At 63.6% G+C, this 18,400-nt stretch carries 16 protein-coding genes; 9 read left to right on the forward strand and 7 right to left on the reverse strand.

What is annotated here, in order from left to right:
• From LNV08_RS00170 to LNV08_RS00185, 4 genes are all read right to left on the reverse strand, one after another.
• A complete protein-coding gene (locus LNV08_RS00170) occupies positions 1–1,413 on the reverse strand; it encodes a hypothetical protein (RefSeq protein ID WP_263531641.1) in 1,413 nt (470 codons plus the stop codon).
• Positions 1,410–2,276, reverse strand: a complete 867-nt coding sequence (locus LNV08_RS00175; RefSeq protein ID WP_263531642.1) for an ABC transporter ATP-binding protein — start codon at positions 2,274–2,276, stop codon at positions 1,410–1,412. The genes LNV08_RS00170 and LNV08_RS00175 overlap by 4 nt, the downstream gene beginning before the upstream one ends.
• Positions 2,273–2,668: a GntR family transcriptional regulator gene (locus tag LNV08_RS00180; protein ID WP_263531643.1), complete on the reverse strand. Its 396-nt coding sequence runs from the start codon at positions 2,666–2,668 to the stop codon at positions 2,273–2,275. Before LNV08_RS00180 ends, LNV08_RS00175 begins: the two co-directional genes overlap by 4 nt.
• A gap of 143 nt (positions 2,669–2,811) precedes the next feature.
• Positions 2,812–5,877: an Rne/Rng family ribonuclease gene (locus LNV08_RS00185; protein ID WP_263531644.1), complete on the reverse strand. Its 3,066-nt coding sequence runs from the start codon at positions 5,875–5,877 to the stop codon at positions 2,812–2,814.
• A gap of 966 nt (positions 5,878–6,843) precedes the next feature.
• On the opposite strand from LNV08_RS00185, the gene LNV08_RS00190 reads away from it, so the two are divergent.
• From LNV08_RS00190 to argJ, 5 genes are read left to right on the forward strand one after another with little or no spacing between them, the layout of a single operon-like run.
• Positions 6,844–7,791, forward strand: a complete 948-nt coding sequence (locus LNV08_RS00190; RefSeq protein ID WP_318014093.1) for an RluA family pseudouridine synthase — start codon at positions 6,844–6,846, stop codon at positions 7,789–7,791.
• Positions 7,788–8,447 carry an HAD-IA family hydrolase gene (locus LNV08_RS00195; RefSeq protein ID WP_263531645.1) on the forward strand — a complete coding sequence of 220 codons (660 nt, stop codon included), beginning with the start codon at positions 7,788–7,790 and terminating at the stop codon, positions 8,445–8,447. The genes LNV08_RS00190 and LNV08_RS00195 overlap by 4 nt, the downstream gene beginning before the upstream one ends.
• Positions 8,440–8,838 (forward strand): Rieske (2Fe-2S) protein, encoded by a 399-nt coding sequence (locus LNV08_RS00200; RefSeq protein WP_409993966.1) that lies wholly within the window; start codon positions 8,440–8,442, stop codon positions 8,836–8,838. Before LNV08_RS00195 ends, LNV08_RS00200 begins: the two co-directional genes overlap by 8 nt.
• 29 nt (positions 8,839–8,867) lie before the next feature.
• Positions 8,868–9,884 (forward strand): S49 family peptidase, encoded by a 1,017-nt coding sequence (locus LNV08_RS00205; protein WP_263531647.1) that lies wholly within the window; start codon positions 8,868–8,870, stop codon positions 9,882–9,884.
• A 49-nt stretch (positions 9,885–9,933) separates the two neighbouring features.
• Positions 9,934–11,163, forward strand: a complete 1,230-nt coding sequence (gene argJ, locus LNV08_RS00210) for a bifunctional glutamate N-acetyltransferase/amino-acid acetyltransferase ArgJ (protein WP_263531648.1) — start codon at positions 9,934–9,936, stop codon at positions 11,161–11,163.
• 11 nt (positions 11,164–11,174) lie between these two features.
• Here the strand turns inward: argJ and LNV08_RS00215 are convergent, their stop codons facing one another.
• The gene (locus LNV08_RS00215; RefSeq protein WP_263531649.1) at positions 11,175–12,848 is read right to left on the reverse strand and encodes a hypothetical protein; all 1,674 of its coding nucleotides are present in this window, start codon (positions 12,846–12,848) and stop codon (positions 11,175–11,177) included.
• A gap of 243 nt (positions 12,849–13,091) precedes the next feature.
• On the opposite strand from LNV08_RS00215, the gene LNV08_RS00220 reads away from it, so the two are divergent.
• Both LNV08_RS00220 and LNV08_RS00225 read left to right on the forward strand, forming a co-directional pair.
• Complete coding sequence (locus tag LNV08_RS00220) at positions 13,092–13,526, forward strand: hypothetical protein (protein WP_263531650.1); 435 nt, start codon at positions 13,092–13,094, stop codon at positions 13,524–13,526.
• A 130-nt stretch (positions 13,527–13,656) separates the two neighbouring features.
• Positions 13,657–14,331 (forward strand): histidine phosphatase family protein, encoded by a 675-nt coding sequence (locus LNV08_RS00225; RefSeq protein WP_263531651.1) that lies wholly within the window; start codon positions 13,657–13,659, stop codon positions 14,329–14,331.
• A 14-nt stretch (positions 14,332–14,345) separates the two neighbouring features.
• On the opposite strand, the gene LNV08_RS00230 is transcribed toward LNV08_RS00225, so the two are convergent.
• Positions 14,346–15,359, reverse strand: coding sequence for a formylglycine-generating enzyme family protein (locus LNV08_RS00230; RefSeq protein ID WP_263531652.1), 1,014 nt, complete (start codon positions 15,357–15,359; stop codon positions 14,346–14,348).
• Positions 15,360–15,527: 168 nt separating this feature from the next.
• Between LNV08_RS00230 and LNV08_RS00235 the strand changes: the two genes are divergently transcribed.
• The gene (locus LNV08_RS00235) at positions 15,528–15,665 is read left to right on the forward strand and encodes a hypothetical protein (RefSeq protein WP_263531653.1); all 138 of its coding nucleotides are present in this window, start codon (positions 15,528–15,530) and stop codon (positions 15,663–15,665) included.
• Between the two features lie 92 nt (positions 15,666–15,757).
• Entirely contained in the window at positions 15,758–15,952 is a 195-nt protein-coding gene (locus tag LNV08_RS00240) for a hypothetical protein (RefSeq protein ID WP_263531654.1), read from the forward strand.
• Here LNV08_RS00240 and LNV08_RS00245 read toward each other — a convergent pair whose 3' ends face one another.
• A complete protein-coding gene (locus LNV08_RS00245; RefSeq protein ID WP_263531655.1) occupies positions 15,953–18,250 on the reverse strand; it encodes a TonB-dependent receptor plug domain-containing protein in 2,298 nt (765 codons plus the stop codon). It abuts the gene before it with no gap.
• Between the last annotated feature and the right edge of the window lie 150 nt (positions 18,251–18,400).

Below are 18,400 nucleotides of genomic sequence, written 5' to 3' on the forward strand. Positions count from 1 at the left end.
TCAGTAGTCTTCCCAGCCCGTCTTCCGGCGGGTTTGGGAGGATCTCATCAATTCATGCAGATCCTTGCGGGCCCAGACCGCCTGGGCCCAGCGCAGCAGCAAGGCGGCGACGGCCAGTTCCAGCAGCGAGCTGACCCAGCCCCGGCTTAGCCAGCCTGTCGAGCCTTGCCAAAACGAGGCACCCAGCAAAACCCACAGCAAGCCGCCCAGGCCGAAGGCCACTCCGAACAGGCCGCCGGCGATCCAGCCCTGCGTCAATCTGCCCCGCAGCAGCAAGGCCAGCATCAGTGCCAGGCTGAGGTCGCACAACCAGGGTAGCGCGAGCGTCAGGTTGCTGAACAAGGCCGAGTCCAGGCTGCGTTTGAAGATCAGCACCTGGCCGGCCACGCCCAGCAGCGACAACAGCATCACCGGGACGACTATGGGCAGCCAGTTGTCCGCCGCCAGACGTAGGGCCAGCCCGCTGCGGAAGTGGCCCGGCGGGGCCAGCAGCCGGCGCCAATGCAGATCACGCGAGCGCAGTGAGCTAGACAGCCACGCGGTCATGAAGAGCAAGCGGGCAAGATGTGCAAAGCCCAAAGGCTGGCCCCAGTCAGCCAGCAGCAAGTTGCCCGCGCCGGACCCGGCCAGCAATGGGGTCATGGTTGTCATCATCAGCACCAACAGCATCAACCAGTAGCTGCTTGCCCCGTCCAGCTGGCGCCCGCGCCGCAGCGTTTGGCTTAACCAAGCGCCGAGCCGCTGGGCCGGCGACCTGGTGTGTTTGTGGCTCTGTGCTAACTGACATTTCAAGCGCCACAGGCTCAAGGGCAGCAGCAGGCAGCCGGCCAGATGGGCACCCCAGCCCAGCTCACGCCAGGCCTGCCATTGGCTGGCTTGGCCGAACAGGCTCAGCACCAGCAGCGGGGCCAGCGGGGCCAGCGGCATCAGCCAGCCGGCTGCGATCCAGCCATGCCAGGCGGCGAAAGTCCAGAGGCTGCACAGCAAGGTCAACGCGAGCCAGGCCGGCCCGGCCAACAGGGTGGGCGCGCTCAGATCGGTCAGCAGTGCCGCTTCAATCGCCAAGGGCAGGCTTAGCAGCAGCCAGCCCGTCAGCAGCCGCCGCAGGGCTTGCCGCAAGCAGCGCTCAAAGCTGTCGTCGGGCGCGATGCGTTGGCGCAACACGCGTTCCAGCGTCGGCAAGCGCGACAAAAAGGCCGGCACCAGCGCCAGGCTCAGCAGCGCCATCATCAAAAGCAGGCCGCGATGTTGGCCGGCAGCGTAGTTGGCCGGATGGCGCTGCGCGTCGCCGATGGTCTGGCTGATGACCATGCCGCTGAGTGCGAGGCAGAGGAGCTCGATCATCAACCAGACCTGCCCCAGCGGTGGGGTGGCAAGCAGGGCCGGGGGCTTTGCGACTCGCCAGGGGCTCATTGGTTGAGCTCCAAAAACAACTCGTCCAAACTCAGCGGCCGGCCCTGTTCGGCTTGCGCCGAGACGCGCCCATCCAGCAGCAGATGCAGGCGCCCGTCGGTCCAGCGTTGGTGCAGCGCCTGCGCGCTCAGCTCGGCGCTGACTTGCGCGGGCGCGCATTCAAGCAATCGCAGATGCTCGCTCAGCGCATCGCGCTCGCCGAACAGCTGGATGCGGCCGTCGCGCATGAAGGCGAGATGGCTGGCCAGCCGTTCCACATCGGCCAGCAAGTGGCTGGAGATCAGCACCGTGCGCGGCGCGGCGCCGGCCGGATCGTCGAACAAGGCGTTCATGAAGGCGCGCCGGGCGATTGGGTCCAGGCTGGCGGCGGGCTCATCCAGGATCAGCAGCTCGGGCCGGTGGCCCAGCGCCAGCACCAGACTGAGTTTTTGCTGGTCGCCAAGCGACAAGTTCTTGGCCTTGACGCCCAAGGGCAATTGCAGCAGGGCGGCCAGGCATAGGGCATGGCTGTTGTCCCAGCCGGCATAGAGGCCGCCGAGTTGCTCTAGATGCTCATAGCCGTTCAGCCAGTCCAGCAGATCCGGCGTTTGCGACACATAGCCCAGGCCCTGGCGCACCGCCTCGCTCAAGGCCATGGACGGGCAACCGGCCAGACTGCAGGCGCCGACATCGGGCACGCTCAGGCCCACCAGGCAGCGGATCAAGGTGCTTTTGCCTGCGCCGTTGCGGCCCAAGAGGGCGACCACCGCGCCGGCCGGCACGGCTAGATCGAGGCCGCGCAGCACCGTATTGGCGCCCAGGCTTAGATGCAGGCCGGCGGCGCTGATCGGTGTGATATGGGCGCTATCAGGTCTCGAATTCATTCCGGCTTCCTTGATTGAATTTCAGCAAAACATTGACGCAGCAGGGCGATCGCCGCATCGGCGTCGACGCCCAACTGCAGCGCCTGCGCGGCGGCCGCTTCGGTCGCCGGCTTGAGCAAACTCAGGCATTGCGCGCGGTCACGCTTGGGCCTCACTTGGGCCGCGACCAGCATGCCGACGCCGCGCCGGCGCTCCAGCAGGCCCTCCGCCTCAAGCAGGCTATAGGCCTTGCTGACCGTCATCGGATTGATCGCGTGGGCTTGCGCCAGCGCGCGTACGCTGGGCAGCTCGTCGCCGGGCCGGCAGGCGCCGCCGGCGATCATGCGCTGCACCTGCTCGACGATCTGCCGGTAGATCGGCAAGGTGTCGCTGGGTTTGATGTCGAAGTGCATGGGCGGTTACGGGATCGATATGTGCATTGGTGTATTGATTCAATAATACACGTAGAAAAGGGTTTGGGCAAAAGAAAACGCCACCGAGGTTTTCACCCCGGCGGCGTTTCTGTTAAGTGCTGCGAGTTAGGCAGCGACCCGCATCAATGCTCGAACGGCAGCTTGATCTGAGCCAGATCCTTCTTGGTCTCGACCAAGACCAGCGGGCCTTCTTCGATGCTGACGACGGCAGCGCGTTCGCGCGGCACATGGACCGGCTTTACCTCGGCAGCGATGGCTTCCTGGGCGGCACGGATCTTTTCTGCATCCGAGTTGACCCACTGCAAGCCGCTGGACTGAGCGACAGCCTGCAAGGCGTCGATTTCCAGCACGAACGGCGCTGCGACAGCTGCTACGGCTGCGACGGCAGGCGCTGGCTCTGGAGTCGGCGCCGCCACAACAGCAGGCGGAGCAACTGCAGGTGCAGCAGGAGTAGCAGCTGCGATTTCGGCAGCTGCTGCAGGCGCCGCAGCGACCACAGCCTCTACGACTGCTTCGGCTGCGCCGGCCTCGAACTTGGCGGCCTCAGCGACCACAGCGACCACTGCGGTCGCATCGGCGCCAACTTCGGCGGCCGGTGCATCGTCGCGGCGCTCACGGCGCACGCGGTCGCGTCCACCACGGCGGCGGCGGCCGTCATTGGCCTGGCCGTCGGTATTGCCTTCGCTTTCGCTGCCTTGAGCGGTCTCGCTGCTGGCTTCGGCTTCGGCGTCGGCGCCAGCGGCTTGTGCCGCGTTGCCTTCGCTGTTCTCACGCGCTTCGCCGGCTTCTGTTGGCCGACCGTCTTCACGGTCGCGACCACCGCGCCGACGACGGCGACCACCACGGGCGCCACGGTCTTCGCTCTGGCCTGTGGCCTCGGCGATGGCAGCGTTATTGATCTCGGCCTGGCTTTGATCCAAGGCCGCCGCGTCATAGTCACTCAGTGTTGCTGAGCTGGCGACATTGGCTGCAGCGCCTGTGGCGGCCAGAGGCGCGGCATTCCGGCCTTCCTCATTGCGCTCGGTGCGTTCGCCGCGTGGGCGGCGTCCGCCTTCTGGGCGCTCGCTACGGTCTGGACGTTCGCTGCGTTCACCACGCTCGGCGCGAACCTCATTGCCGCCTTCGGCCGGCTTGTCGGCCCGGTCTGGGCGACGATTGCTGCCACGCTCACCACGCTCACCACGTTCACTGCGCTCGGGGCGCTGACCCTGAGCTTGGCTCTGTCCCTCCGGACGGGCTTCTTGCGGACGTTCGCTGCGGGCGCCGTCGCGCTTGGCATTGCGCTCGCCACGGTCTGAACCGCTGCGCTCGCCACCACGCTCGCCGTTGCGACCACGGCCACCGCGGCCGCCGTCGCGACCACCTTCTCGGCCACCATCGCGTCCACCTTCACGCTTGCGCTCGCCGCCGGCGGCTGACTTGGCCGGTGCAGCCGGCGCTTCCACCGGAGCTGGGCTGCTGACGCCGAACAGGCTCTTGATCCAGCCAAAGAAACCACCGCTGGCTTCGGCTGGCGCCGCCGCAGGCGCTGCGACCGGCGCAGCGGCCTTGGCAACCGGTGCCACCGGCGTCGGAGGCGGCATCTCGGGCAAGACGCCCTTGATGACAGGCTCTTGCTTGTTCTTGATCTTGTCCGCATCGTTGCGGCGGGTAATGCCCACCTCATCCTGCGGCTCTTCGATCATGGTGTAGCTGGCCTGCAAGTTCTCCAGACGCGGGTCGTCGTGGCGCAGGCGCTCGAGCTTGTAGTTAGGCGTGTCGAGGTGCTTGTTCGGCACCAGCAGCACGGTGACGCGCTGCTTGAGTTCGATCTTGGTGATTTCGGTGCGCTTCTCGTTGAGCAAGAAGCTGGTCACTTCGACCGGCACCTGCACATGCACGGCCGCCGTGTTGTCCTTCATCGACTCTTCTTGCACCATGCGCAGGATTTGCAGCGCGCTGGATTCGGTGTCGCGGATGTGGCCGGTGCCGTTGCAGCGTGGGCAGGTGATGTGGTTGCCGTCGCTCAGGCTTGGGCGCAGGCGCTGGCGGCTCATTTCCAGCAGGCCGAACTTGCTGATCGAAGCGAACTGCACGCGGGCGCGGTCGGGGCGCAGCGCGTCGCGCAGGCGTTGCTCGACCTCGCGGCGGTTCTTCGACTCTTCCATGTCGATGAAGTCGACCACGATCAGGCCGCCCAGGTCACGCAAGCGCATCTGGCGGGCGATTTCGTCGGCCGCTTCCAGATTGGTGCGGGTGGCGGTTTCTTCGATGTCGCTGCCGCGCGTCGAGCGGGCCGAGTTGACGTCGACCGAAACCAGCGCCTCGGTGTGGTCAATCACGATCGCGCCGCCGGAAGGCAGGTTGACGGTACGGCTGAACGCTGTTTCGATCTGATGCTCGATCTGGAAACGGCTGAACAGCGGCGCGTCATCACGGTAGCGCTTCACGCGGTGGCCCTGATCGGGCATCACGTGGTTCATGAACTGATGCGCCTGTTCGAACAGGTCATCGGTATCGATCAGGATTTCACCGACATCGGCGGTGAAGTAGTCGCGGATCGCGCGGATCACAAGCGAGGATTCCTGATAAATCAGGTAGGCACCCTTGCCACCCTTGGCCGCATCGTCGATGGCGGTCCAGAGCTTGAGCATGTAGTTCAAGTCCCACTGCAGCTCGGCGGCTGAGCGGCCAATGCCGGCGGTGCGGGCGATCAGCGACATGCCTTTCGGGTACTCGAGCTGGTCGAGGTTTTCTTTCAGCTCTTCGCGGTCTTCGCCTTCGATGCGACGGCTCACGCCACCGCCGCGTGGGTTGTTAGGCATCAAAACCAGATACCGGCCTGCCAGCGAGACAAAAGTCGTCAGAGCCGCGCCCTTGTTGCCGCGCTCTTCTTTTTCGACCTGAACCAGCAGTTCCTGGCCTTCGCGGATGCAGTCCTGGATGCGTGCGGTGCGCACGTCCACGCCTTCGCGGAAGTATTGGCGAGCGATTTCCTTGAAGGGAAGGAAACCGTGGCGGTCTTCGCCGTAGTCGACAAAGCAAGCTTCGAGCGAGGGCTCGACGCGGGTCACAACGGCTTTGTAGATATTGCCCTTGCGCTGCTCACGGCCTTCGATTTCGGTCTCGAAGTCCATCAGCTTTTGGCCATCAACAATGGCCAAGCGACGTTCTTCAGCCTGCGTCGCGTTGATCAACATGCGTTTCATGTCTTACTCCTGTTGCGCCCGGGGCATCAAGCCCGCGAACGCGCTACAACACGTTGCAGCAGCAGCCCCGCTCAGGCGGCCGCTACGGCAACACATTGATGCACGAGCAATAGTCGATGAACCGAGGAAGGAATCGCCCTGGACTGAATTGAGACGCTACCGGGTTCGGCGTGCGATCAGCAATTCAGCGTTGGCGCGTGCGACGCAGCAGGCGGCGCGGATGGCCCGTCCCATGAACGCGCAGCCCGGGCCGAGGCCCGGTGGTGCTGCGCGGCCCGGCCACGGCCAATCCCAACAGCCTCGCCGGCGCTGGGCCGGGGCTGTGTTCGAGATGAGCGGTGGGGGGTGAGGGGATTGGCGATCATCCGCGAGGACTGTTGGACGCTAAACCGAGGCGCTTAGGCTCTTGACCCGAACTGCCTCATGTCTTTAAAAAACCTTGTCTATACCGAGGCGGCTCTTGTTCTTATTCGAACTGCAAGTCGCATCAGCGTGGCTCTATCTTTATTGCTCTGCCGCGCTACACCCGAAGCCGCCTTGTCACATGGGGACAAGGCCCGCTTACAGCCGATGCGCGTTGCATCACCTATTTGTTCCATACGAGGCGCGACTTTAGCGCTTTGTATGCCACCTGTTCGCCACTGATCTATCTAGGTTTCAGCTTTGATTTCAGCAAAACTGCCTGTGGCCATGGCCCAGGTAAAATCAGATAAATCAAATACTTACGGCTATAACGTGGTGAGCAACATTATAAGGGCTAAAGCCAAAGCGCCGGCCGCCACACAAACCCGCAGAAAAGCGGCTGCGCGGCCCGGCAGCGGGCTGCCTGCGCGCGGGACTAACAGCCCTGCACGAGGCCAGGTGCGAAGTGAGCGAGTGCCAACTGTGCCCAGGCCGGCAGCACGCCCGGTGGCGCCGGCGCCCGCACAGGTGGTCGCCGCGCCTTCCCCTGCAGTGGCGCCGGCCGTGCGCCGCGTCACAGTGGATGAAAACTCCGCCGGCCAGCGCCTCGACAACTTTCTATTGCGCGAGCTCAAAGGCGTGCCCAAGACGCATATCTACCGCGTCATCCGGGCTGGCGAGGTGCGCGTCAACAAGGGCAGGGCGCACGCCGACACCCGGCTGGAACTGGGCGACGAGGTGCGCGTGCCGCCGGTGCGCCTGCCCGAGCGCGTGTTGGAGCGGCCCGACTATGTGCCGGCGCGCGAATTCGAGGTCGTGTTTGAGGACGAACACCTGCTCGCCATCAACAAACCGGCCGGCGTGGCCGTACATGGTGGCTCCGGCGTCAGCTTTGGCGTCATCGAGCAGCTGCGCCAAGCTCGGCCGTTGGCCAAGTTCCTGGAATTGGTGCACCGGCTGGACAAGGAAACCTCGGGCCTGCTCTTGATCGCCAAGAAGCGCAGCGCCTTGGTCGCCTTGCAGGAACAGTTCCGCGAGCGCGAGACCGGCAAGACCTACGCGGCTCTGGTGGCAGGCGACTGGGCCGACAATAAAAAAGTCATCGACGTGCCCTTGCTGAAGTTCATCGGCAGTGACGGCGAGCGCTGGGTCAGGGCGCTGCCCAATCCGAACGATCCGTCCGCAGACCAAGCCAAGCGCTCAATCAGCTTGGTCAAGGTGGCGCAGCGCTTGAACGGTTACAGCTTGCTGGACGTGACCATCAAGACCGGCCGCACCCACCAGATTCGAGTCCATCTGGCTTATGGCGGCCATGCCATCGTCGGTGACCCCAAATATGGCGATTTCGAGGCCAACCGGGCCTTGGCGCGCGGGGCACTCCGCTTTGAGCGGATGTTTTTGCACGCCAAGCGCCTGCGCTTCATGCACCCGGCCGGCACGGGCGAGCTGGAGTTGACCGCGCCGCTGCCGCTCGAATGTGAGCAATTGATTCTGGCCTTGAAGAAAAAATGAGACCTCAACAGTTTGACCTGATCGTTTTCGACTGGGACGGCACGCTGTTCGACTCGACCGCCGTGATCACCCGCAGCATCCAGGCCGCCGCTGTAGACCTGGGCTTGGCCCAGCCCAGTCACGCGCAGGCCAGCTATGTGATCGGTTTGGGGCTGCAGGAAGCCTTGGCCTATGCGGTGCCGGAATTGAGCCCGGACCGCTACCCCGAGCTGGGCCAGCGCTATCGCCACCATTACCTCGCCGCCCAACATCAGGTGACGCTGTTCGACGGCGTGCTGGACTTGTTGGCTGCCTTGAAGGCTCGCCACCATTGGCTTGCGGTGGCGACCGGCAAAAGCCGGCGCGGCTTGGACGAGGTGCTGGATGTGGACAGTTTGCGCGGGTTGTTCGACGGCACGCGCACGGCCGACGAGACCGCCGGCAAGCCCAATCCGCAGATGTTGAACGAGCTGATGCGTGAATTTGCTGTCGCGCCGGAGCGGACTTTGATGATTGGCGACACGACGCACGACCTGCAACTGGCCCGCAATGCCGGCACGGCCAGCGTCGGCGTTTCTTATGGCGCCCATGACCATGGCAGCTTTGGCGAGTTTGCCCCTTTGCATGTGGCGCATTCGGTGCGTGAACTGCACGATTGGCTGATCAAGAATGCCTGATATGAATCCCACCGAAGAATCCACACCCGCGCTGCCGCTTTGCTCTTCTGACGACTTGGTCGAGCGCGGCAAGGCACACAGCTTCGACGTGCTGCAGTACCGCCAACCGGCGCGCGCCTTTGCCTTGCGTTTCGAGGGTCAGGTGGTCGCCTACTTGAACCGCTGCGCCCATGTGCCGACCGAGATGGACTGGCAAGAAGGCGAATTCCTCGACGGCGACAAGCAATTCATCATGTGCTCCATCCATGGTGCGGTCTATGACCCGCTGACCGGGCGCTGCGTGACGGGCATGTGCGGGCGCATAGGGCTGACGAAAATCGAGGTGCAGGAACGTGAAGGTCAGGTCTATTGGTACCCTTCACGCGACACCAAACCGGCTTTCGAAGACTGAACCCAGCGAACGACCTCACAATTACAACAATGAACTCATCCGACGATTTGCCCAAGCCCATCCATGACCCGCAGGCGGGCATCACGGCACAAACAGCCTCCCCTGAATCACCCCGGCCCAGCGCCGCGAGCTACGAGCCTTTGCTGGCCCAGTTCGCTCGCGAGTACCTGCTGGACAAGCGCAACGAGCGGCGCTGGAAGCTGTTTTTCAGGCTGCTCTGGCTGGCGCTGATCGCGGTGGTGGTTTGGTCGCTGTTCTTGCAGCGTCACCATATGCAAAACCCGAATGCCCCTCACACCGCCTTGGTTGAGGTGCGTGGCGAGATCGCAGCCGATACCGAGGCCAGCGCCGAATTGCTGCTGTCCGCCTTGAAGAGCGCGTTTGAAGACAGCGGCTCGCAGGCTGTGGTCTTGCGCATCAATTCACCCGGCGGCAGCCCGGTTCAGGCCGGCATCGTCTATGACGAGATCAAGCGCCTCAAAGTGAAGCATGGCAAAAAGGTCTATGCGGTGGTGGAGGAAATGTGCGCGTCGGGCGCTTACTACATCGCGGCTGCGGCGGACGAAATCTATGTGGACAAGGCCTCGGTGGTCGGCTCGATCGGTGTTTTGATGGACGGCTTTGGCTTCACCGACCTGATGGGCAAGCTCGGTGTCGAGCGTCGCCTGCTGACGGCCGGCGCCAACAAGGGCATGCTGGACCCGTTCTCGCCGGTCAGCCCTAAGCAACAAGCCTTTGCGCAGGCGATGCTGGACCAAATTCACCAGCAGTTCATCGCGGTCGTGCGTGAAGGGCGCGGCAAGCGCTTGAAGGAAACACCGGAGACCTTCTCTGGCCTGTTCTGGAACGGCGAGCAGGCGGTCACGCTGGGCTTGGCCGACCATTTTGGCAATCTCGACTATGTGGCCCGCGAGGTCGTCAAGGCCGAAGAGGTGATCGACTACACCCCGCGCGACAACGTCGCCGAACGGCTGGCCAAGCGCTTTGGTGCGGCCATGGGCGAGGGCGCTATTCATGCGGTGCGCAATTTGGCACCGATTCGCTGAAGCCTGGACGCAGTCATTTTTTGTATTTTTTTGAATAGAGTTTTTCACCATGCCCGTCAATCTCCACGCACCCGATCCCGCCTCCTTGCATGCCGTGCCCGGCGTCCGTTTAGGTGTCACGATGGCCGGCATACGCAAGGCTGACCGGCGTGACCTCAGCGTGATCGAGTTGGTCGAGGGCAGCAGCGTCGCCGGTGTCTTCACCAGTAACCGCTTTTGCGCAGCACCGGTACAACTCTGCCGCCAGCATTTGGCTGCCGGCCATGCCATCCGCGCGATCCTGGTCAATACCGGCAATGCCAACGCCGGCACCGGTGCCGATGGCCTGGCTCGCGCCCAGCAGAGCTGCGAAGCGCTGGCCGGCTTGATGGGCGTGCGGTCTGAGCAGATCCTGCCCTTCTCGACCGGCGTGATCATGGAAACCTTGCCGGTCGATCGCATCATTGCCGGCTTGCCTGCGGCCATTGCCGCCTTGAGCGCGGATGCTTGGGGGCAGGCGGCCTTGGGCATCATGACCACCGACACGATCCCCAAGGCCGCGTCGCGCCAGATTCAGATCCAGGGCCAAACGGTCACACTCACCGGCATCAGCAAGGGTGCCGGCATGATCCGCCCGAATATGGCCACCATGTTGGGCTATGTCGCGACCGACGCCAACATCAACCCTTCGCTGATGCAGGCGCTGGTGACCGAAGCCGCTGACGCCTCATTCAACCGCATCACGATTGACGGCGACACCTCCACCAATGACTCCTTTGTACTGATCGCCACGCACCAAGCCAAGCATGCGCGCATCGAGTCCCTGGACTCGGCCGAGGGACAGGCCTTGCGCGCGGCGCTGATTGAGCTGTCGCAGCAGCTGGCGCAAGCCATCGTGCGCGATGGTGAGGGCGCGACCAAGTTCATCACCATCGTCGTCGAGGGCGGGCGCAGTGAGGCCGAGTGCAAACAGGCGGCCTATTGCATTGCGCATTCACCACTGGTCAAGACGGCCTTTTTCGCCAGCGACCCGAATCTGGGCCGTATTCTGGCGGCGGTCGGCTATGCCGGCATCGATGATCTGGACCAGACCCTGATCGATATGCACCTGGACGAGGTCTTGGTCGTGCAGGCGGGCGGGCGTCACCCAGCCTACCGCGAAGAAGACGGCTCCCGCGTGATGAAGCAGGCCGAGATCACGGTGCGCGTCAGCCTCCATCGCGGCGCGGCCTCGGCCACCGTGTGGACCTGCGACTTGAGCCACGATTACGTCAGCATCAACGCCGACTACCGGTCTTGACCGTTAGTTGATCAGAAGTCCACCGCCCGCGTGCGCATGCCGCGCGCGATCAAGGTGGCGTTGATCAGCTGAGCCTCCTCGCGGCTGGCAAAAGGCCAGACCGCCGGGCGCCAGCCTTCGGGTGTTTGAAACACCTGCGCCTGCAAGGCCGCACCGCCGGCCCCGCCTTGTTGCGGGGACAGCATCGCCCGCATGCGAGCCAGGGTGGCTTCTGCATCGGCCTTGTTGGCGCTGATGGGTCCGACCAGGGCAACCACGGGTTTGTTGGCCAGGGCGGCCGCCTTGGCGATGGCCTTGCCGCTGGGAGGCGCAGTCGTCGCTGTCTCTGTTTTGCCAGCTGGCGTGGTCGCGGCGGGCGTCGCTGCCGAACCATTCTGCGCGGCTGTTTCGCTGCCTTCCGAGCTCAGTTTGGGCTTGTGGACATGAGCCAGCGCAGACTTGGCCTTGGGTTTTGGCGGCTCCTCTTGAGGCGGCTCGGGCTGGGCTTTCAGGTCGGCAGCGGCCTTCTTGTCCTCCGGCTTCTTATCTTCTTTTTTGGCCTCATCGGGCTCGGCCAGTTGCGCCTGCTTGGGCGGCGCGCCCAGCGGCGGCGCTGTGCGGCCCGGAATAGGTTTGACGAACATCGGCCGGATGTCCGGTTTCAGCATGCTGGGCTCTTCCGGCGATGCTGCTTCTTGGGGTGCGGCAGCAGTGCCCGTTACTGCTGCAGATGCCGCTGCTGAGGCCACGGCCCCGCTGCCATCGACGCTGGTGGCGTTCAGCGGTGTCAGTGGCAAGCCTGCCGGCGCAGTGCTTGAGGCCGCTTCTGAAGCGGCTTGCGGTGGCGCAGAAGCCTCTTGAGGGGCGGGCAGCGGGGCAGGCGGGGAGGCCGCAGCCGAGGCGGACGTTGCCGCAGCCGAAGCAGCGGGGTCCGGGCCCAAGGCCGGATCCGCTTTCTTCGCGCTGGGCAGCAGCAGCCCAGCGCCTGCGCCCAGCAAAGCCAGCAGCAGCAAGGCGACCAAGGCCAAACGGCGCGGGCTCAAACAGCGGCGCCCGGTGATGGCCGGCTGGCGGCCTCGGCCCAGCAAGATGCGGCTGCGCGAGCGGCCGGCGTCTATCGCAGCGCTCATCACATAGAGCTCGAAGGGCCAAGCGCCGCCACCTTTTGAACCGGCTTTCCCGTCGCTGTCCATCAGTGTCTCGTCGATCGGAATGATGCGCTGCGGCCAGGATGCATCGCCGGGTTGGCTGGTGTAGCCATGCGCTTGTGCGAACGCGGCAATCCGTTTGGGCGACAAATGGCTGACAAAGCGTTCGCTGAACACCGGCCAAGACTTGGCCTCTGTAGCGCTTGGCTTGCGCCAAAAAGCGAATCGGCTCAACCGTTCGCGCCAAGCTGGCTGGCCTTGCTTGGGCGGCGGCTCTTGGTCAGCGAGCGCGTCGAGGTGGGCGGCGTTGGGGTCTACCGCTATCGTCAGGCCTTCCTCATCCCAGGCGGCCGCCAAGCTCTCGGGCGAGATCTCATCGGTCAATACCGGCTCGACCTTGCCCTTGGCGCCGCGGCCGCGGGCGGCCGCATCGGCTTGCGCGTTGCGCATGAACGGCAAAGCCACGACGCCAATCGTGTGGACGTCGTAAATGGTGATCCGTTTTGCAAGGGGGTGGCGGTTATGCCATGCCACCACCTGCTCGGCCAGTCGATCCATGGATGCGGTTGTTTTGGGGATTGAGATAAAAGGGCCGCTTGAAAGCCTGTGCAACGATCATTGGCAGTGCGCTGCACGATCAATCGGCAGACCCCGTCATGGTGCCTGAACTCTAAGCCCTGCGGCAGCGCTGAGGTCAGAGTTGATAGCAGGAAAAGAAGGGGAAAAGCAAATGCCAGCGTGCCTGACCTTCAATTCGAGCGTCACAAGCCTTGGCACGCGGCTTGCATAGCTTGCTCATCTATGAACGCAGTGCATGCCCACTTCCCAGACAGTGACCCCGCCATCGACGCGCCACGCGCCGCCTTGGATGCTTTTGGCTATGCCTGCTTGACCGTCGCGCAGGCCGACGGACGCTGCCTGTGGCGCAGCCCTTTGGCGCGCCGTTTAATGGCGGAGTACTTTATTGGCGGGCACTTCGAGAGGGGTTTTTTGCCGCCGGAGTTGCTGCTGTGGCTGCACCGGGAGGCGCTGCGGCGGCGTGCGGGCGCGCCGGCTCAGGACTTGACGGTCTTGGCGCAAACCCCCAGCACCTACAACCCCACCATGTCTGCCGCCCATGTGCCCAGCAATGCGCGCAAGCGGAGCCTGAGCAAGCGCCTGAGTTTCAGGCTGCACGAGGCGGATGCCGCCACGATGGGCGAAGGGCAATGGTTGATCGTGATGAGCGATATTTGACGGACCTTGGTGTGTAGCTGTGGCCGCGCCTTCTTGGTGCGTGCCGCCGCACCTTGGTGCGCGGTGCTTGCAGTGGAGGCGGTCGCACTTGCGACAGCGCTTCCTCCCTCTTGCCCTCATGATGTGAGGCATGGGAACTCTCTATCTCGTCCGCCATGGTCAGGCCTCCTTGGGGGCGTCCGATTACGACCAACTCAGCCCGCTCGGTGAGCAGCAATGCCGCCTATTGGGCGAGTATTGGCGCAGCCGCGGCCTGCGCTTTGATGCGGTCTTGTGCGGCGGTATGAAGCGCCATGCGCAGTCGCTGGCCGCCATAGCCGAGGGCTTGGGGCAAGCCGAGTTGCCGGCAGTGCAGCGTCGCCCCGGTTTGAACGAATATGACAGTGAGGCCTTGATCCGCAGCGTGTTCAGCGGGCCGTTGGACAGGCCGCGCGACGCGGAATCAGCGCGCCAGTATTTCCGCCTGCTGCGGGCAGGCCTGCGGGCTTGGATGTCGGGCCAGACCGAGCCCGAGGGTATGCCAAGTTACGCCGAGTTCTCGGCCGGCATCGCCGCCGTGCTGACCGAGGTGCGTGAGCAATGCGAGGGTCAGGTCTTGCTGGTGTCCAGCGGCGGGCCCATTTCCAGCGCTATCGGTCAGCTCTTGCAAGCGTCCTGCGAGGCCGTCATTGACCTGAATCTGCGCATCCGCAATAGCGCGGTCAGTGAATTCAGCTTCGGGCCTAAGCGCCACGCCATGCTGACCTTCAACACTGTGCCCCATCTTGATTCGCCTCAGGGTCAGGCCTTGATCACTTCTGCCTAGGGCTGGCGAGGCGTTCAGGGTGTGCCAGAGCTGCTAATTTCGCGCACCACTCTGAAGCCCAGCAAGGTGTAGCGGGAACTGGGCTCGTTGTAGTTGCGGTAGCTGGCACGGGCGTAAAACGGCCAGGTGTGCCAGGAGCCGCCGCGCCGCACCCGCGCGTCCCCGGTGGCCGGGCCTTGTGGGTCGACTTCGGGTGACTTGGCGTAATAGTCGTCGTCATGCCAGTCCGACACCCATTCCCAGGCATTGCCATGCATGTCAAACAGCCCCCAAGCATTGGGCGCGAAGCTGCCGACCGGCGCGGTGAAGGCGTAGCCGTCATGGCCGCTCAAGGCCATGTCTGTCCAGCGGGGCCAATTGACCGCGCTGTCGGCGTCGAACACATTGGCGACCTTGAGCAGGGAAGCCGGGTCGTCGCCGGAGTGGTAGCGCGTGCGCGTACCGGCACGGGCCGCATACTCCCACTCCGCCTCGGTCGGCAGACGATAGTGTTGGCCCTCAATCCGGCTCAACCAAGCGGCGAAGCTCTGGGCATCGGCATAGCTGATGTTGACGACCGGGTGCGCGTCGGTCTGCGCGAAGCCCGGGTTCAACCAGGAGTAGCGTGGGTTTCGACCCTCGAAGGCGTCGCCGCGCACGGTTAGGCTGGGGTCGTAGTCTTTGCGATAGCCATATGCGCCAGTGCCATCCTGGATGGACTCGGGCACAAAGCCGCTCGCCTCGACAAAGCGTCGAAACTGGCCCACCGTCACCTCATGGGCACCTAACCAAAAGTCACGGCTGATGCGCACAGGGTGGGCGGGCGCCTCATCCTGCAAGTTCTCGAAACGCTTGCGCGGCAAATGCGGGAAGGCCTTGGCCAAGCTGTCGGCAGATTCCTCGCTACCCATGATGAAGTTGCCCGCCGGAATGCGCACCAACTGCATGCCAATGCTGTTGAGGGTCTGTGCTTGGCCGGGCTCAGCAGCGTCGGACGCCAAAGGGATCAGGAGTTGCGCGCCTGCCAAAACAAAAGGAATTGCGTTCATGACAGCATCCTGGCTACTTGGGGCCTCGTTTTTTCAAGTGTTACTCGCGCTTGTCAGCTGAGCAAAACTGTTAGCCCAAGTGTACAGCGGTAACAGTCGGTGACCGATGGGCCTGAGTCGGCTTTGCTGCCCACACAATCGCGGCGTCTGCCCATGGAAGGAGTCGAAATGAAGAAGGCGAGCCGCACTGTGCCCTGGTCGATTTTGCTGGCCCTGAGCTTGGCGGCCCAAGCGTTTGCGCAGGGCTATATCGGCCTGCCGGAGTCTGAGGCGCCGCCGCATGCGGTGACCGCTCTAGCGGCCTGAACCGCCCAAACGCCGCTTGGTCGCAAAGTTGCCTCCCTGTGGTGGCAGCTGTTTCTATGATGGGGCCATCCAAGGAACCGGTGCGTGCCCTCATGAACTTACTGCTCTGGCTGATTTTGCTGGTCCTGTGCTGGCCGCTGGCCTTGTTGGCGCTGCTGCTTTGGCCGCTGTTGTGGCTCTTGAGCCTGCCCTTCAGATTGATCGGCATCAGCGTGGACGCCTTGTTTGACTTGCTGCGCACGCTCTTGCACTTGCCCGCGCGTTTGCTCGGCAGCAGCAAGCATTGATCAGATTTTGATTTCCAGCCGCAACGCCCATTGGGTATAGCTGGCGCCGCTCGACTTGCTCGTCACTTGGCTGTCGGGCGTCAGCGTAACGCTGCCATTGCTGTAGTCCAGTGGCGCCAAGTTGCTGGCTGACAGTCGCAAGGAGGTTTGCTGATTGACGGTCCACAGGGCGAACGCATCGGCCACCAATTTGCGGCTGGTGCTGGCCTCGGTGATCAGGGTTTGTTGCACTGTGTTGGCGGGCGTCCAATTGATGCTGGCGCCCATGCTCAGTGGCAGGCTGCGCAGGCGGTAGTCGGCGCCCAGATTGGCTGTGGCTTTGGGTTGCTGATCAAGCTTGTTGTTCGGGCCGGGGATGCCGTCCACCGAAGAGCGGAACAGGCTTAGATTGCTGCGCACCTGCACGGGCCAAGCCTCGCTGAAGAATTCGTCAAGGCGGAATTTGGCCTCGAGTTCCAGCCCATAGGTCGTGGCCCGGCCGATATTCATGGGCTGCGACACCCAGCGCGGCACGTCCGCCCAGGCGACGTTTTGCAGCGAGGTCACATTGCGCATCAGGTCGTTGATGCGGCGCACAAAGGCGCTGGCGCTGAGAATGCCGCCCTTGCTCAGATAGTTCTCGTAGGCTACATCAATCCCAGTGGCTAACTCAGGCTTTAGGTTCGGGTTACCCGAACGGTCGGCGTGGTCAACGGTATTGGGGCCACAAGGCTGATTGGCCGGGCAGGGGTATTGTGAGTTGATGGCCGGTTGGGCGATCAGGTCTTGCAAATTGGGAGACCGATAGCTGCGCGTCAGGCTGGCGCGCAATTGGTCGCGGCTTTTTTCATCAAACTTCCAAACGCCATGTAAGAGCGGTGTCCAGACGCTGGAGCGGTTGCTGACCGCATAGGCGATGGAGCTGCTCTTGGTGGCAATCGTCTCGCCGCGCAAGCCGACGTAGAACGACCACTGCTTGCCCACGCTCCATTCGTCTTGGGCGTAAGCGGCGATTCGTTGGGTGCTGGCCAAGAGCTCATCGCCGAATTCCAGCTGGCTGCGGCAGCTCAGACCGTCTTGCAGGCAGGTCTTGGTTTGCTCGCGCTGTGTGCCTTCACCTTCCAGGCCGCCGACCAGACTGTGCTCGTTTTCCAATTGGTGCGAGTATTTGCCGTTGAGGCTCCAGCTGCGGTCGCGGCTGTCGTTGTGATCGACCTGTTCTCGCACTTGCTTGTGGGCGTCGCCCAGATACTGCCGCAGCGTGCTGCTGCCATTGGCCTGCGCGGCCCCCAAGCCGGCGCGCAGATCGATCTTGCTGCTTTCGTCGAGTTGTTTTTGCCACTGCGTGTTCAAGCGCAGCATTTCATTGCGGCTGTCGCCATGGCTTTGCGAGTGGTCGTAGTAATAGCTGCCGTCAGTCGGCAAGGGCTGGTGCGTCAGTTGCGAGTTGTTGTCGCTGCTATTGCGTGAGGCGATCGCAAAGGGCTGCAGATTGAAAGTCTCGCCCTCGCCCAAACGCCATTGCAATCGGGCGCTCAGGTTTACCGCCTGGCGCTGTGCCTTGGTTTGCGCCTGTGTTTGCAGGCTGCTGACTTCTTGGCTGTGCAGGTCGCGCGTGAGGTTGACGGTGTTCAGGTCATCCAGTGTGTCGGCCTGTTGCAAATTGACGCTCAGGTTGTAGGCGCCGCCATGCTCATCCAGCTTGTCGCTGCGGGTCCAGCCGGCGTTAGGGCGCAACTGGCCGCGCTCCGAGGCCAGGCCCAGGCGCAGATCATTGAGGCGCTTGGCCAAGGCTTCGCGCAGCACCACATTGATAGTGCCGGCCACCGCGCGTGCGCCGTATTCGGCCGTCGGTGCGCGCATCACCTCGATGCGCTCGACCTGTTCGGGCGGCAACTGATCGAGCGAGAAGCCCGGCGACATGCGCTCGCCGTTGACGAGAATTTGCGTGTAGCCATTGCCCATGCCGCGCATGCGGATGTCGCCGCCGCGCCCGGGGCGCCCGCCCGTCGTCACGCCGGGCAGGCGCTTGAGCACCTCGCCGACGGTGGCGTCACCAAAACGCTCGATCTCGTCGCGGCCGATGATGATCTTGGATGCACTGGAGGCTCGTCTGGCGGCGTCATCGCTGGCGTTACCGCTGACTTCGACGCGCTCAAGTTGAGCTGCTTTCGGCTCGGCCTTGGTCGGTGTTGATGGCTTGGCTGCGCTGGCTGCCGGCGCGGGCTCGACGCTGGCTTCGGTTTTGGTTTGGGCTTGCGCGGCACTCGTCAGCAGCAAGACCGCCAGTGGAGTGGCGAGAATTTTTGAGGAAAACATCTGGAGTAAAAGGCGAATTCGTGTCGACAGGAGGGGCAGAGCCTGCGGCGGCGAAAACTCAAAGTACCCTGAGGGCGCAAGCATCTCATACCAGTGCAACTATTCGGGTTTGGTGGCCTCTGGTTTTAACTTCTTTACCAAGATGGACCC

Source organism: Paucibacter sp. TC2R-5, assembly GCF_025717605.1.
Lineage (GTDB): Bacteria > Pseudomonadota > Gammaproteobacteria > Burkholderiales > Burkholderiaceae_C > Paucibacter_A > Paucibacter_A albus.